The sequence below is a fragment of the Kitasatospora sp. Root107 genome (assembly GCF_001424875.1).
GTDB lineage: Bacteria > Actinomycetota > Actinomycetes > Streptomycetales > Streptomycetaceae > Kitasatospora.
In genome coordinates this window covers 72,392-87,018 of record NZ_LMCT01000005.1, presented here as the reverse complement: position 1 = coordinate 87,018, position 14,627 = coordinate 72,392, and the positions used below count along the sequence as shown (strand labels likewise).

Genomic DNA, 14,627 nt, shown 5'->3' with positions numbered 1-14,627 from the left:
GTTCACGGCGGTCCTTCCGACAGGTCTCCCTTTGCCCAGCTCAACTGGTGCCCCTATCGAAAGGTTGCGCCAAACACACGTTCGAGTGAATTTATTCGAGTCGGGCTGACTCGATCAAGGCCTTGGGTGTACATCGCTTAAGTGTTCGACTTGCGCAGTCTATTTCACGGGTCGGAGAAATTTCACCCCGTAGCGGCGCGTCGGGCTTCCACCACTACATGTGGGGGCCTAGGTTCTCCGGTGGGCCCACCCCTAGTGGTCCGTGTAGAGTGTGCGAGTCCGTTGCCGTGCCTTCAGAGAGGGAGTCCACAGGTGCACTGCCCCTTCTGTCGGCACCCGGACAGCCGCGTGGTCGACTCCCGGGCCAGCGACGACGGAAGTTCGATCCGTCGCCGCCGCCAGTGTCCCGACTGCGGCCGTCGATTCACCACGGTCGAGACCGCCACGTTGATGGTCATCAAGCGCAGCGGCGTGACCGAGCCGTTCTCCCGGTCGAAGGTGATCAGCGGTGTTCGCAAGGCCTGTCAGGGCCGCCCGGTCACCGAGGACGCCCTCGCCCAGCTCGGCCAGCGGGTCGAGGAGTGCGTCCGGGCCTCCGGTAGTGCCGAGCTCTCGACACACGACGTGGGTCTGGCCATACTCGGCCCACTCAAGGAACTGGATCTGGTCGCGTACCTGAGGTTCGCCTCGGTGTACCGCGCCTTCGACGATCTCGAAGACTTCGAGGCCGCCATCGCGGAACTCCGCGATGAGCGTCCTCTCCCCACCGAGGACGCTGTCGCCGTCCTCTCCACCGCTACCTGACCGACCGGCCCATGCCAGTCGTCCGGGGCGGTCCGGCGTGCCCGAAAACGGCCCGCTGAACACTGTCGTCCGCCCTCAGTGCCCACGCATACTGGGATATTGGGGGATTTGCGCAAGAGGAGAAGCGAGAAGTGACCGACACCACGAGCGGGTCTGCACGCGGGTCGAAGGCTGCCAAGGGGGCCGGCAAGGCTCCCAAGGGCGGCCTCCGGGTCGAGCGCATCCACACCACTGCGGGCGTGCACCCCTACGACCAGGTCAGCTGGGAGCGCCGCGATGTGGTGATGACCAACTGGCGTGACGGCTCGATCAACTTCGAGCAGCGCGGCGTCGAGTTCCCCGACTCCTGGTCGGTGAACGCGGTCAACATCGTCACCTCGAAGTACTTCCGCGGCGCGGTGGGCACCCCGCAGCGCGAGTGGAGCCTCAAGCAGATCATCGACCGGGTGGTGCTGACCTACCGCGCCGCCGGCGAGAAGAACGGTTACTTCGCCGGCCCGGACGACGCCGAGATCTTCGAGCACGAGCTGACCTACGCCCTGCTCCACCAGGTGTTCAGCTTCAACTCGCCGGTCTGGTTCAACGTCGGCACCAAGCAGCCGCAGCAGGTCTCCGCCTGCTTCATCCTGGCCGTCGACGACTCGATGGACTCGATCCTGGACTGGTACAAGGAAGAGGGGATGATCTTCAAGGGCGGCTCCGGCGCCGGCCTGAACCTCTCCCGGATCCGCTCCTCCAAGGAGCTGCTCTCCTCCGGCGGCAACGCCAGCGGCCCGGTCTCCTTCATGCGCGGCGCCGACGCCTCGGCCGGCACCATCAAGTCCGGTGGCGCCACCCGCCGCGCGGCCAAGATGGTCGTGCTGGACGTGGACCACCCGGACGTCGAGGCCTTCATCGAGACCAAGGTCAAGGAGGAGGAGAAGATCCGCGCCCTCCGTGACGCGGGCTTCGACATGGACCTCGGTGGCGACGACATCACCTCGGTCCAGTACCAGAACGCCAACAACTCGGTCCGGGTCTCCGACGAGTTCATGACGGCGGTCGAGAACGGCACCGAGTTCGGCCTGCGGGCCCGGATGACCGGCGAGGTCATCGAGACCATCGACGCGAAGAAGCTGTTCCGCAAGATGGCCGAGGCGGCCTGGGCCTGCGCCGACCCGGGCATCCAGTACGACGACACCATCAACCACTGGCACACCTGCCCGGAGTCGGGCCGGATCAACGCGTCCAACCCCTGCTCCGAGTACATGCACCTGGACAACTCCAGCTGCAACCTCGCCTCGCTGAACCTGATGAAGTTCCTCCGCGACGACGACTCGTTCGACGCCGAGCGCTTCGCCAAGGTGGTCGAGCTGGTCATCACCGCGATGGACATCTCGATCTGCTTCGCCGACTTCCCGACCGAGAAGATCGGCGAGACCACCCGCGCGTACCGCCAGCTCGGCATCGGCTACGCCAACCTCGGCGCCCTGCTGATGGCCACCGGCCACGCCTACGACTCCGAGGGCGGCCGCGCACTGGCCGGCTCCATCACCTCGCTGATGACCGGCACCGCCTACCGCCGCGGCGCCGAACTCGCCGGCGTGGTCGGCCCGTACGACGGCTACGCCCGCAACGCCGCCCCGCACCAGCGGGTCATGCAGCAGCACGCGGACGCCAACGCCGTCGCGGTCTCGTACGACGACCTGGACGCCCCGATCTGGGCCGCGGCCACCTCCACCTGGGCCGAGGTGCTGACCCTCGGTGCGCAGAACGGTTTCCGCAACGCGCAGGCCTCGGTGCTCGCACCGACCGGCACCATCGGCCTGATGATGGACTGCGACACCACCGGCGTCGAGCCCGACCTCGCCCTGGTCAAGTTCAAGAAGCTGGTCGGCGGCGGCTCGATGCAGATCGTCAACAACACCGTGCCGCGCGCCCTCAAGCGCCTCGGCTACCAGCAGGAGCAGGTCGAGGCGGTCGTCGCCCACATCGCCGAGCACGGCAACGTGGTGGACGCGCCCGGTCTGAAGCCGGCGCACTACTCGGTCTTCGACTGTGCGATGGGCGAGCGGGTCATCTCGGCGATGGGCCACGTGCGGATGATGGCGGCGATCCAGCCGTGGATCTCGGGGGCCATCTCGAAGACGGTCAACATGCCCGAGATCGCCACCGTCGAGGAGATCGAGGAGATCTACTTCGAGGCGTGGAAGCTCGGTGTGAAGGCCCTCGCCATTTATCGCGACAACTGCAAGGTCGGGCAGCCCCTTTCGGCCAAGAAGAAGGACGCTCCGGCCGTCGAGGCCCCGGTCACCGCTGCTCCGGTGGTCGAGTACCGCCCGGTCCGCAAGCGCCTCCCGAAGGGCCGCCCCGGCATCACCACCTCCTTCACGGTGGGCGGCGCCGAGGGCTACATGACCGCCAACTCCTACCCGGACGACGGTCTCGGCGAGGTCTTCCTGAAGATGTCCAAGCAGGGTTCCACCCTCGCGGGCATGATGGACGCCTTCTCGATCGCGGTCTCGGTCGGCATGCAGTACGGCGTCCCGCTGGAGACGTACGTCTCGAAGTTCACCAACATGCGCTTCGAGCCGGCCGGTCTGACGGACGACCCGGACGTGCGGATGGCGCAGTCGATCGTCGACTACATCTTCCGCCGCCTGGCGCTGGACTTCCTGCCCTTCGAGACCCGCTCGGCGCTCGGCATCCACTCCGTCGAGGAGCGCCAGCGCCACCTCGACACCGGTTCCTACGAGCCGATCGAGCCGGAGGACCTGGGCGTCGAGTCGCTGGCCCAGTCCGCCCCGATCGCCACCACCCCCAAGCCGGTCGCCGTCGAGGCCCCCAAGGTCGCCCCGGCCCAGGCGCACAACTCCACCGAACTGATGGAGATTCAGCTCGGGCTCAACGCCGACGCCCCGCTCTGCTTCTCCTGCGGCACCAAGATGCGCCGTGCGGGCAGCTGCTACCTCTGCGAGGGCTGCGGCTCCACCAGCGGCTGCAGCTGATGACGGCCTGAAGTAGCCTGCCGGAGCGGGGAGTCGACGACACGTCGGCTCCCCGCTCCGCTGTTCACGCCTTGTGCTGCCGGCGGGCCCGTTCGATCTCGTTGATGTTCGCCTCCGCCCACTGGCGGAGCGCGGTGACGGGTCCGGCCAGGCTTCGGCCCAGCTCCGTCAGGTCGTAGTCGACCCGGGGCGGGATGGTCGGGTACACCGTCCGGGTCACGAACCCGTCGGCCTCCAGGCCGCGCAGGGTCTGGGTGAGCATCTTCTGCGAGACGCCCTCGATGCGACGGCTCAACTCCGTGTAGCGCAAGGTTCCTTCGAGGAGAGCGCCCACGACCAGGATCGTCCACTTGCCCGCGATCTGGTCGAGCACCTGGCGGGTCGGGCACTTCGCGGAGTAGCAGTCGGCGGTCAGTCCGGATGAATCCACCACGGTCGTCATGCATGGGAGAGTAACGCACTATTTAGTGCCTACTTCCTGAAGGAGTGTCGCTAACCAATAGTTGGCCACATGACGCTTTCCGTTGCAGACGCCATCCGAAGCCGCCGCACGATCCGCCACTACCGGCCCGACCCGATCGCGGAGGCCGCCCTCGCCTCGCTGCTGGCCCTCGCCGTCGAGGCGCCCACCAGCTGGAACCTGCAGGACCGTTCGATCGTCGTGGTGGCGGACGCCGAGGGCCGCGCCCGGCTGACCCGTGCCACCGGAGGTCAGCCCCAGCCGCAGGAAGCCCCGGTCGTCCTGGTCTTCGTCGCGGAGCCGCAGGCCTGGCGCGAGGACCGCGCGGACGTCTATGACCAGGCGAGCCGCAACGGTGCGTGGAGCGACGAGTTCATCGCGGGGTTCTCGGCCGAGTCGACGGAGTTTCAGGAGGGCCTGGAGAAACTAGGGCTGCTCCGCGAGTACGCGGTCAAGGACGCGATGATCGCGGCCTCCTTCCTGATGCTCGCCGCCACCGAACTCGGGCTGGCCACCTCGCCGATGAACGGCTGGGACGAAGCTCAGGTGAAGCAGGCGATCGGCATCGGCGACCGCGACGACCTCGCCATCGCCCTGTTGGTCTCGGTCGGCCACCCGGCGGAGCACCGCCCCCACCCGGGGCGGCGGGCACTCGAACGCAACATCTTCCGTGAGCGTTATGGCAGGTGAGAAATTGTCGCACCTTGGCCCGCAGCGATCAGGGCGCGACCGAGCCTTCCCCGGAGCTCGGTCGGCGGGTGGTGCATCGGCGGAGCGAGAGGCTGTCAGTGCCGTGACCCGTTTCGGTGCGCTGGCCGGCCAGGGCCGCGTGCAAATCGCCGAGGCCGACCGTCAGTTGTTGGCAGAGGCGGCGGGGCTGATGAGCCGTCATCTTGGGCAGGCGCTCGGGTTGACTGACTGTGTCAATGCCGCACTGGCCTGGCGGTTGGCCAGGCCGACGCTGCTGAGTTTCGATCACCACTACGAGACCGTCCTTGCGCCGCGGCGGGCAGGCGAGCATCCGATCGAGGTGCACCCGGGGCGGTCCTTCGGGCGGTGAGATCTGCTGGGCGCCGGGATGTCAGGCGGTGGCGACCAGGAGGGTGGTCAGGGCGAGCAGGCCGAGGGAGGCGAGGAGGCAGTCGATGGCGGTGCGGATCAGGCGGAATTTGTGGGCGGCAAGGACAGCCATGAAGCGCAGGTGGTCGACCTTGTAGCCGACGGTGAGCCAGGTGTGGAGCTGATCGTTGGTCAGGCGGGGCCAGGTGGTCCAGCCGCTGCCTCGGAGGTTCGGGCGGACGGCCAGGAGCAGGAGGGCGGTCGCGGCGAGCAGGGCTGCGGTGCAGAGAACGGCGGCGATGGTGGCGGGGACCGTGGGGTGGAGGTGGGAGGCGGTCGAGGCCAGGGCGACCAAGGCCGCTCCCGACAGGGCCAGCAGGAGGCCCGCCTTGGCGTCGGCGCGGGAGAGGTCGGACTGCAGGGTGGTCACGACTCCGGCGATCCGGGTCTGCTGCTCGGGCGTGGCGGGTTCCATCGCGATTTCTCCCAACGGGGCTTGCCGGGTGGGCTGTTGGGAGATAGAACGTGGTCGTCGGACGTGCGGTTCCGTCGGCGCTACGGTGGGTCGATGAGTGAGACCTGGCAGGACGGGGACCCCGGTGTGTTGCGGCTGCCGTCCGGGCGGCTGGTGCGGGGGCGGGGGTTGCGGCGGCCGTTGCCGGCCGGGCCGGTGCCGGAGTTCGGGGTGTACCTGTTGGGGCGTCGGCCGCCCGAAGTGGACTGGGAGCAGCGGTGGTTGCGGTGGCCCGACTTCTGGCTGCCGGGCGACGAGGCGGAGGCGAGGGCGGTCCTGGCCGAGGCGTGGGAGCGGGCCGAGGGGGAGCGGGTCGAGGTCGCGTGTGGTGGTGGTCGGGGGCGGACCGGGACGGCGTTGGCCTGGCTGGCTGTGTTGGACGGGGTGCCGGCGGGGGCGGCGGTGGAGTTCGTGCGGCGGGGGTATGACGCCCGAGCCGTCGAGACTCCGTGGCAGCGGCGGTTCGTTGCTCGGGCTGCATTACCTGGTACGTAATCGACGCTGGGACGCTCGCCCGGCAGGCTGGTCTCAGGCCGCCGGGGAGAACCCCGGAGGGGCCCACCGACCACTCGGAGGTTGTTCGTCATGGCTGTGAACTCGCTTGCTGGTGCTGTCCGTTCGACCGGTGCCGGACAGGGATGGCTGCGCAAGGTGCTGGCGTTGGATGCCGTGGTGACCGGCGGGAACGGGCTCGCCTACCTGGCGTTCTCGGGGCCGCTGGGGGAGCTGCTCGGGATCGACCGGATGGTGCTGCTGGACATCGGGGCGTTCCTGCTGCTGTTCGGGGCCGGGGTGGGGTTCCTGGCGAGTCGGCGGGAGCCGTCGGCGCTGGCGGTGAAGGCGCTGGTGGACGCGAACGTGGTGTGGTCGGTGCTGAGCATCGTGGCGATGGTGGTGCGGTTCGAGCCGAGCACCGCCGGGCTGGTGTGGATCCCGATGCAGGCCGCCACCGTCGCGGGGTTCGCGGCGCTGCAGTGGCTGGCGCTGCGTCCGGCGGCGCGGTCAGAGCGCTAGCAGGCCGGCGGCTGTCGGCCGGAAGCAGCACCGGGCGTAGAAGGACTCCAGCTGCGGTTCGTGGTCGACGTGCAACCAGTGGGCGGTCACGGCAGCACCTCGCGCAGGTAGGACGCGGTCTCCGGGTCGGCCGGGAGGAAGGTCTCCATGGCCAGCTCGGAGACCGTCACGTCCATGGGGGTGTTGAAGGTCGAGATGGTGGAGAGGAACGACAGCACCCGCCCGCCGTGTTCGAACCGGAGCGGGAGGGCGAACGGGAAGAGCGCGGAGGCGTCCTGCGACTCGTCCTCGGCGGGGGCGGGGTAGGCGCGGACCTCCTCGTACAGCACGCGCAGCGGTTCGGAGCGGACCAGCGCGATCTGGCGCTCCATCTGCTCCAGCAGGTGGGCCCGCCACTGCCGCAGGTTGCGGATCCGGGGGGCCAGGCCCTGCGGGTGCAGGGTGATCCGCATGGCGTTCATCGGCTGGGTGAGCAGGGCGGGGTCGACGCCCTCCAGCAGCAGGGCGATGCCGCGGTTGGCGGCGAGTACGCGGTAGGTGCCGTCGACGATCAGCGCGGGGTAGGGCTCGTGGGCGGCGAGCAGCTGCTCCATGCCGGAGCGCAGGGCGTCCAGCGAGGGGTCGTCGAGCGGGGTCTCGGCGTAGTGCGGGGCGTAACCGGCGGCCAGTAGCAGGGAGTTGCGCTCGCGGACCGGGACGTCCAGGTGTTCGGCGAGCCGGAGCAGCAGCTCCTGGCCCGGGCGGGACCGGCCGGTCTCGATGAAGCTGATGTGCCGGGCCGAGGAGTCGGCGCCCAGGGCGAGTTGGAGCTGGCTGAGGCCGCGTCGCTCCCGCCAGTCGCGTAGCAGGGCTCCGGCTCCGGTCTCGGTGGGCGTGGTGGTCATGGCACGACCGTAGCGGGTGCCGCCAGGCGTCAACTTTGGTTGACAGGGGCGATTCGTCAACCTAAGTTGACACTATGAGCGACACCAAGCAGCTCGCGGCAGCCGCGAGCAGTCGTGACCCGGCGGTCGGCCTGCGCGCCGTCCGCGCCCTGCGCGACCTGGCGGACCGGCTGGAGGACCTCCAGGTCGGGAACGCACGCCGCCAGGGCTGGTCCTGGCAGGAGATCGCGGTCTGTCTGGGCGTCAGCAGGCAGGCCGTACACAAGAAGCACGCCAAGCGGGACGGAGGCTGAGGGATGTTCGAGCGGTTCACGGTGGCGGCGCGGCAGGTGGTCGTGCAGGCCCAGGTCGAGGCACGGGAGTTGAAGCACGACTGGATCGGCACCGAGCACCTGCTGCTCGGGGTGCTGGCCGATCCGTCCGACCCGGCGGCGGCGCTGCTGGTGGCGAAGGGGCTGGATCACGCGACCGCCCGGGCCGGACTGGCCCGGCGGCTCGGGCCCGGGCCGGGGAGTGATGCGGAGGCGCTGGCCTCGATCGGGGTGGACCTGGACGCCGTCCGGGCGGCGGTGGAGGCCGAGTTCGGCGAGGGGGCGCTGACCGGGGCGCGGGAGGAGCCGCGCCGGCGCGGCTGGTTCAAGGGCGACCACCGGCCGTTCACGCCGGGCGCCAAGAAGGTGCTGGAGCTCTCGCTGCGGGAGGCGCTGCGGCTGAAGGAGAAGGAGATCGGCGTCCGGCATCTGCTGCTCGGTCTGCTCCGTGCGGGCGCGGGGCCGGCGGTGACGCTGATCACGGAGCAGGGGATCGATCCGGACGGCCTGCGGCGGGAGCTGGAGGCGCTGTCGGGTCGCTGAACCTGTCGTTCGGGCACCGTCTGTCGCATCGTCACGGACGGTGTCCGAAAGTCGGACAGGGCGTCAGATGTGGGGTTGAGTGCAAGAGGTGAATAGATATGATCTGCTGACCGCGTGTACTGATCAACCACCCAGAGCGTGACGGGTGGTGCGCTGTCGTCCGCCTCCCGCAGCCCTCCGCCCCCGAGGATCAGACTGATGAGAGCTCGCACGCGCCCCGACCGAGGCGCGGCCCTCCGCCGTCCGTACGGCAGCACCGCCTGGTGGGCCGCCGTCGGCCTGCTGGTCGGAGCCGGCGGTGGCGCGGCCGCGGTCGCGCTGGCTCCGACCGCACAGCAGCCTGCCGTGGCCGGCACCGTCGGCGGGGCGCTGCTGCTCTGGTGCGGGCTGCTCGCGCTGGCCTGCCGCCAGCTCGACCGGGCCCACCGGAGCGCCGAGGAACTCGACGCCGCCCGCGCCGAACTGACCGCGACCACCGGCCATGCCACCACCCTGCACGCCGAGTTGAGCGCCGCGCACTACGCCGCCGCCGAGCTGCGTGCGGCGCTGGCTACCACCCGGGCCGAGGCCGACTCGGCGCACGCCGAACTCCGCTTCGTCGAAGCAGAATTGGCCACCGCCCGGGTCGACACCAAGGAACTGCGCGAGCAGGCCGAGCAGGCGGAGGCCGACCGGGCCGCCCTCGAACGGCTGTCCGCCGAGGTGCTGCCCGAGGTGGTCGGCCGGTTGCGCTCCGGCGGCTCGGTGGAGACCGCGCTGGCCCCGCACCGCAAGCTGCCGCACGCCGCGCTGCTGCGCACCGTGGCGACCGAGATCGGCCGGGGCGAGCGGCAGCGGGCCGCCGCGCTGGCGGTCTGCGCGACCGCTGCGGGACGGGTCCAGGCGCTCGCCACCAGCATGCACGCGGAGCTGCGCGAGATGCAGCACCGGCACGGCGAGGAGGTGCTCGGCGACCTGCTGACGCTCGATCACGCCACCGCCCAGGCGGGCAGGATGGCCGACTCGATCGCGGTGCTCACCGGCGCCCGGTCCGGCCGCCGGTGGACCAGGCCGATCGGGGTGGAGTCGATCCTGCGCGGTGCGCTCGGCCGGATCGGCGCGTACCGGCGGGTCCGGCTGCACTCGGCCAGCACGGCCGCGGTGGCCGGGTACGCCGCCGAGGGCGTGATGCACGCGCTGGCCGAACTGCTGGACAACGCCGCCAACTTCTCCGCCCCACCGGCCGAGGTGCACGTCTACGTCGAGGAGGTGCACTCCGGTCTGGTGATCACGGTCGAGGACGGTGGGCTCGGCCTCGGCGAGAGCTGGCTGAAGCGGGCCGAGGCCGCCGTCTCCGCCGATCCGCTGGACCTCACCGCGCTCTCCGCAGGCACCCGGCTCGGCCTGGCCGTGGTCGGCGTGCTGGCCCGCAAGCACGGGCTGCAGATCTCGTTCCGCCCGTCCGCCCGGGGTGGCACCGGGGTGGTGGTGCTGATCCCCGAGCAGCTGATCACCCACCCGGCACCGGTCCAGGCCGAACCACCGGAGCCCGCTCCCGTACACGAGCGACCGGCGCCCCAGCCGGCCGTCACCGAGCCTGCCGAGAGCGCCGAACCCACCGAGAACGGCCTGCCACAGCGCCGCCGCGGCCAGACCCTGAGCACGGCCCACCCCGTGGCCGCGCCCGCCGCGCAGCCCGTACACGCCGATGCGGCAGTGGCCGCCGCCCGGTTCGGCGCGTTCCGCCGCGCGATCCAGGCCGGCTCCGGCGCAAGCCCCGACGACGATTCCCGGAAGGACGACTCCCGATGAGCAGCACCGACCGCGGTCTCGACTGGCTGTTGGAGAACCTGCTGGCCGCCACCCCCGGCGCCCGGCACGCCCTGGTGCTGTCGGCCGACGGCCTCAAGCTCTGCCACACCGCCGATCTGAGCACCGATCAGGCCGACCAGCTGGCCGCGATCGCCTCCGGGATCCAGAGCCTGGCGCACGGCGCCTCGATCGAGTTCGGCGACCGCACCGGCGGCGTCCGGCAGTCGATGACCGAGTTCCACGGCGGCATCCTGTGCATCGTCGCGGCCGGCGAGGGCGCACACCTCGCGGTGGTCACCGACGAGAGCGCCGACGTCGGCGTGGTGGGGCACAACATGTACGGACTGGTCGAGCAGATCGGCACGTACCTGACCGCCCCGGCGCGCGAGTCGGCATGAGCACCGGCCGAGGCTTGCCGGGTCCTGACGATTCGCCGGACCGGCTCTACACCGTCACCAAGGGGCGCAGCCGCCCGCCGGAGCAGGCCTTCGACCTGGTGACCCTGATCGTCGCCGAGCAGGAACCGACGCCCGGCATGCAGTCCGAGCACGTCCGGATCCTGGAGATCTGCGCCGACCCCACCGCCGTGGTCGAGCTGGCGGCCGAACTGGCCCTGCCGGTCAGCGTGGTGAAGATCCTGCTGGGCGACCTACTGGAGACCGGCCGGGTCACCGCCAGGCACCCGCGGTTCGCGCCCAGCAAGGCCCGGCTGCCCGACCTCGACACGTTGAAGCAGGTGCTGAGTGGACTCCAACGGCTCTGACACCGCGCTGCTGCGGGCGAGGTCGGCCAGTCCGCTGCGCAGCACCGCCTCGGACGGGCTGAAGATCGTGGTGGTGGGCGGCTTCGGGGTCGGCAAGACCACCCTGGTCGGTTCGGTGAGCGAGATCCGTCCGCTCAGCACCGAGGAGACCATGACCAAGGCGGGGGAGGGTGTCGACGACCTGACCGGGGTGGCCGAGAAGCGCTCCACCACGGTGGCCTTCGACTTCGGCCGGATCACCCTGGACGACCGGCACGTGCTGTACCTGTTCGGCGCCCCCGGCCAGGAGCGGTTCTGGTTCCTCTGGGACCGGCTGTTCGCCGGGGCGCTGGGCGCGGTGGTGCTGGTGGACACCCGGCGGCTGGCCGAGTCCTGGTACGCGATCGACCGGCTGGAGCAGCACGGCACGCCGTTCATCGTGGCCAGGAACAACTTCGGCGGCCCCGAGCACAGCCTGGCCGAGGTACGCGCCGCACTCGACCTGCCCGAGCACGTGCCGCTGATCGACTGCGACGCCCGGGACCGGGACTCCGGCAAGCAGGTGCTGATCGGACTGGTCCGCCACATCCAGCAGTTGGCTCAGAGAGCCCTTGACGAGGAGACCCCGTGACCGAGCCCGCGACGACCCCGCCCCCGGGCTGCCCGGCGCACGCGGACGCCACCCCGCTGTACGGGCCCCGGTTCCAGACCGACCCGGGCCAGCTCTACCAGGAGCTGCGCCGCGTCCACGGCCCGGTGGCGCCGGTCGAGTTGGCCGGAGGAGTGCCCGCCTGGCTGGTGATCGGCTACCGCGAACTCCAGCTGATGACCGGTCAGCCCAAGCTGTTCGGCCGGGACTCGACTCGGTGGAACCAGTGGCCGGAGATCCCGGCGGACTGGCCGCTCAAGCCGATGATGGCCCCCGTCCCGTCGATCCTGTACGCCGAGGGCGCCGAGCACCAGCGCCGGAAGACGGCGGTCACCGACGCGCTGGCCGGGGTGGACCAGTACGAGCTGAAGCAGCACTGCGAGGAGGTCGCCGACCGGCTGATCGACGGGTTCGCCGGCAAGGGCGAGGCGGAGCTGGTCGCCGACTACGCGCACCGGCTGCCGCTGCTGGTGCTCTGCCGGCTGTTCGGTCTGGACGAGGACGAGGCGCCGGTGCTGATCGGCGGCCTGGTGGCGATGCTGGACGGCGGCGCGGACGCCCAGGCCGGGGCACAGCGCCTGCTGGACGTGATGCTCGGGCTGGTGCACCGCAAGCGCGCGGAGCCGGGCCCCGACATCACCTCCCGGCTGCTGGCGCACCCGGCCGGGCTGACCGACGAGGAGGTGATGCGCGACCTGCGGGTGATCCTGATCGCGGGTCACCAGCCCTGCGCGTACTGGATCTCCAACGCGCTGCGCCTGATGCTCACCGACGACCGGTTCGCCGCCTCGCTCTCCGGCGGCAGGCGGAGCGTCGGCCAGGCGCTCGCCGAGGCGCTCTGGGAGGACACCCCGACCCAGATCTTCGCGGGCCGCTGGGCGACCAGGGACACCCAGCTCGGCGGGCAGCGGATCGCGGCGGGGGACCTGCTGCTGCTCGGCCTGGCCGGGGCCAACACCGACCCCTCGGTCCGGCAGCCGGACGGCACCCCGGCCGAGGGCAACCGGGCCCACCTGGCCTACTCGTACGGCCCGCACAGCTGTCCGTTCCCGGCCCAGGAGACCGCCGAGGTGATCGCCACGACGGCGATCGAGGTGCTGCTGGACCGGCTGCCCGACCTGCGGCTCGCGGTGGCCGAGCACGCGCTGGTCTGGCGTCCGTCGGCCTGGGTGCGCGCGCTGATGGCGCTGCCGGTGGCCTTCACCCCTGGCTACCTGGCCGGCTGACCGTCGGCAGATGGCCCGGTTGCGCTGTCCAGGGGCTCGGGGAACGGCGACGGTTCGTGGCTGGCGGGTATCACGGCGAAAGTGCCTGACCACCCACGCGACGGTCACCTTGCAAGCGCGCGGAGCAGGGCCCCGAGCCCCTGATGGCTGAGCCCAGAGCGCGAGTTCCCCTGTCTGCAGAGCCGCCACTCAACCGAAGGAGTACGTATGGCCGCCCCGATCCTGATGGACCCGCTCGCCACCGACAGCGCCGCCGAGGGTGCGCTGCTGCGCGCGGCCGGGCCGGTGGTCGCGGTCGAGCTGATGGGGGGCGTCCGGGCCTGGGCGATCACCCGGCACGCCGCTGCCAGGGCGCTGCTCAACGACGAGCGGCTGGTGAAGAACGCCCAGCACTGGGCGGCCTACCAGCGCGGTGAGATACCGAGGACCTGGCCGCTGATCGGTCTGGCGGTACCGGGGCCGAGCATGGTCACCACCGACGGCTCGGAGCACCGGCGGCTGCGCTCGATCGTGGCGCAGGCGTTCACCCCGCGCCGGGTGGAGGCGATGCGGCCCGGTATCGAGGCGATGACCGCCGAACTGCTGGAGAAGGTGGCGGCGGCCGGTCCCGAGGCGGACCTCAAGACGGTGTTCGCCTTCCCGCTGCCGATGTCCGTGATCGGGTCGCTGCTCGGCCTGCCCGAGGAGGACCACACCCGGATCCGGGAACTGTACGAGCGGTTCTTCAGCAGTGTGAAGGACCCGGCCGAGGTCCCGGCGATCATCGCGGCACTGAACGCCTTCGTGAACGACCTGGTGGCCAAGCGCCGGGCCGCGCCGGGCGAGGACCTGATCAGCGCGCTGCTGGCGGCCGACGTCGAGGGCGGCGCACTGACCGACGCCGAGGCGGCGGCCACCGTACGGGTGATCATCGCGGCCGGGCACGAGACCACGGTCAACCTGATCGTCAATGCCGTCCGGGCCCTGCTCACCCACCCGGACCAGCTCGAGCTGGTCCTTAAGGGCGAGGTGCCGTGGTCGGCGGTGGTCGAGGAGTCGCTCCGCTGGACGCCGCCGACCAGCAACTTCCTGTTCCGGTTCGCCGCCGAGGACCTGCCGTACGGCGACGTGGTGATCCCGGCCGGGGACGCGGTGCTGGTCTCCTACAACGCGATCGGCCGTGACCCGGCCCAGCACGGGATCACCGCCGAGGTGTTCGACGTCACCCGGGAGCCGTCCAGGCTGCTCTCCTTCGGCCACGGCCCGCACATCTGCCCGGGGGCGTCGCTGGCGCGGATGGAGGCGCAGATCGCGCTGCCCGCGCTGTTCGAGCGCTTCCCCGGGCTTCGGCTCGCGGTGCCGGACGCGGAGCTCCGGCCGAGCCCGTCGATGGTGGTCAACAGCCTGAAGGCGCTGCCGGTCCTGCTCTGATCCGTCGTCGGGTGACCTGGCCGCGCAGCACGGCCAGGTCACGACTGCGGCACTGGCCGATGAAGGTCGAACGCACACCTTGGCTCGGGATGACGACTGGGTTAACGTCTTCGAGCCAGCCCGACGGGTTGGGACACTCCACTTCTCCGGTTCAGCGCCTGTAGTTCCGTCTTACTGCTGGCACGATCGTGCCCTGGCAAGGAGGACCTCGTTGACCACCGTCCTGCTCGTGA

At 70.8% G+C, this 14,627-nt stretch carries 17 protein-coding genes; 14 read left to right on the top strand and 3 right to left on the bottom strand.

Features of this window, described 5'->3' with window-relative positions; all coding sequences use genetic code 11:
* The first annotated feature begins 312 nt into the window (after nucleotides 1-312).
* Nucleotides 313-804 (top strand): transcriptional regulator NrdR, encoded by a 492-nt coding sequence (nrdR, locus tag ASC99_RS06825; RefSeq protein ID WP_057229402.1) that lies wholly within the window; start codon nucleotides 313-315, stop codon nucleotides 802-804.
* A 131-nt stretch (nucleotides 805-935) separates the two neighbouring features.
* A complete protein-coding gene (locus ASC99_RS06820) occupies nucleotides 936-3,791 on the top strand; it encodes a vitamin B12-dependent ribonucleotide reductase (RefSeq protein ID WP_057229400.1) in 2,856 nt (951 codons plus the stop codon).
* 64 nt (nucleotides 3,792-3,855) lie between these two features.
* Here the strand turns inward: ASC99_RS06820 and ASC99_RS06815 are convergent, their stop codons facing one another.
* Nucleotides 3,856-4,233, bottom strand: a complete 378-nt coding sequence (locus ASC99_RS06815; RefSeq protein WP_057229398.1) for a helix-turn-helix domain-containing protein — start codon at nucleotides 4,231-4,233, stop codon at nucleotides 3,856-3,858.
* A 69-nt stretch (nucleotides 4,234-4,302) separates the two neighbouring features.
* Here ASC99_RS06815 and ASC99_RS06810 point away from each other — a divergent pair, with 69 nt between their 5' ends.
* Together ASC99_RS06810 and ASC99_RS06805 are read left to right on the top strand one after the other, a co-directional pair.
* The gene (locus tag ASC99_RS06810; RefSeq protein WP_057229396.1) at nucleotides 4,303-4,941 is read left to right on the top strand and encodes a nitroreductase family protein; all 639 of its coding nucleotides are present in this window, start codon (nucleotides 4,303-4,305) and stop codon (nucleotides 4,939-4,941) included.
* Between the two features lie 103 nt (nucleotides 4,942-5,044).
* Nucleotides 5,045-5,311, top strand: a complete 267-nt coding sequence (locus ASC99_RS06805) for a hypothetical protein (RefSeq protein WP_057229393.1) — start codon at nucleotides 5,045-5,047, stop codon at nucleotides 5,309-5,311.
* Between the two features lie 21 nt (nucleotides 5,312-5,332).
* Here the strand turns inward: ASC99_RS06805 and ASC99_RS06800 are convergent, their stop codons facing one another.
* A complete protein-coding gene (locus ASC99_RS06800) occupies nucleotides 5,333-5,785 on the bottom strand; it encodes a Pycsar system effector family protein (RefSeq protein WP_057229391.1) in 453 nt (150 codons plus the stop codon).
* A gap of 93 nt (nucleotides 5,786-5,878) precedes the next feature.
* Here ASC99_RS06800 and ASC99_RS40115 point away from each other — a divergent pair, with 93 nt between their 5' ends.
* Nucleotides 5,879-6,319 (top strand): hypothetical protein, encoded by a 441-nt coding sequence (locus ASC99_RS40115; protein WP_057229389.1) that lies wholly within the window; start codon nucleotides 5,879-5,881, stop codon nucleotides 6,317-6,319.
* Between the two features lie 90 nt (nucleotides 6,320-6,409).
* Nucleotides 6,410-6,838 carry a hypothetical protein gene (locus ASC99_RS06790; protein WP_057229387.1) on the top strand — a complete coding sequence of 143 codons (429 nt, stop codon included), beginning with the start codon at nucleotides 6,410-6,412 and terminating at the stop codon, nucleotides 6,836-6,838.
* A gap of 86 nt (nucleotides 6,839-6,924) precedes the next feature.
* Here ASC99_RS06790 and ASC99_RS06785 read toward each other — a convergent pair whose 3' ends face one another.
* Entirely contained in the window at nucleotides 6,925-7,722 is a 798-nt protein-coding gene (locus ASC99_RS06785; RefSeq protein ID WP_057229386.1) for a helix-turn-helix domain-containing protein, read from the bottom strand.
* A gap of 74 nt (nucleotides 7,723-7,796) precedes the next feature.
* Between ASC99_RS06785 and ASC99_RS06780 the strand changes: the two genes are divergently transcribed.
* From ASC99_RS06780 to ASC99_RS06745, 8 genes are all read left to right on the top strand, one after another.
* Nucleotides 7,797-8,015, top strand: coding sequence for a hypothetical protein (locus ASC99_RS06780; protein WP_057229384.1), 219 nt, complete (start codon nucleotides 7,797-7,799; stop codon nucleotides 8,013-8,015).
* Nucleotides 8,016-8,018: 3 nt separating this feature from the next.
* The gene (locus tag ASC99_RS06775) at nucleotides 8,019-8,576 is read left to right on the top strand and encodes a Clp protease N-terminal domain-containing protein (protein ID WP_057229382.1); all 558 of its coding nucleotides are present in this window, start codon (nucleotides 8,019-8,021) and stop codon (nucleotides 8,574-8,576) included.
* A gap of 198 nt (nucleotides 8,577-8,774) precedes the next feature.
* On the top strand, nucleotides 8,775-10,367 hold the full coding sequence (locus ASC99_RS06770; protein ID WP_057229380.1) for an ATP-binding protein: 1,593 nt from the start codon (nucleotides 8,775-8,777) through the stop codon (nucleotides 10,365-10,367).
* Nucleotides 10,364-10,765, top strand: a complete 402-nt coding sequence (locus ASC99_RS06765; protein WP_057229378.1) for a roadblock/LC7 domain-containing protein — start codon at nucleotides 10,364-10,366, stop codon at nucleotides 10,763-10,765. The genes ASC99_RS06770 and ASC99_RS06765 overlap by 4 nt, the downstream gene beginning before the upstream one ends.
* On the top strand, nucleotides 10,762-11,130 hold the full coding sequence (locus ASC99_RS06760) for a DUF742 domain-containing protein (protein WP_057229376.1): 369 nt from the start codon (nucleotides 10,762-10,764) through the stop codon (nucleotides 11,128-11,130). The genes ASC99_RS06765 and ASC99_RS06760 overlap by 4 nt, the downstream gene beginning before the upstream one ends.
* The gene (locus tag ASC99_RS06755; RefSeq protein ID WP_057229374.1) at nucleotides 11,111-11,740 is read left to right on the top strand and encodes an ATP/GTP-binding protein; all 630 of its coding nucleotides are present in this window, start codon (nucleotides 11,111-11,113) and stop codon (nucleotides 11,738-11,740) included. Before ASC99_RS06760 ends, ASC99_RS06755 begins: the two co-directional genes overlap by 20 nt.
* On the top strand, nucleotides 11,737-12,984 hold the full coding sequence (locus ASC99_RS06750; RefSeq protein ID WP_057229372.1) for a cytochrome P450: 1,248 nt from the start codon (nucleotides 11,737-11,739) through the stop codon (nucleotides 12,982-12,984). The genes ASC99_RS06755 and ASC99_RS06750 overlap by 4 nt, the downstream gene beginning before the upstream one ends.
* Before the next feature lie 207 nt (nucleotides 12,985-13,191).
* On the top strand, nucleotides 13,192-14,394 hold the full coding sequence (locus tag ASC99_RS06745; RefSeq protein ID WP_057229370.1) for a cytochrome P450: 1,203 nt from the start codon (nucleotides 13,192-13,194) through the stop codon (nucleotides 14,392-14,394).
* Nucleotides 14,395-14,627 lie beyond the last annotated feature (233 nt).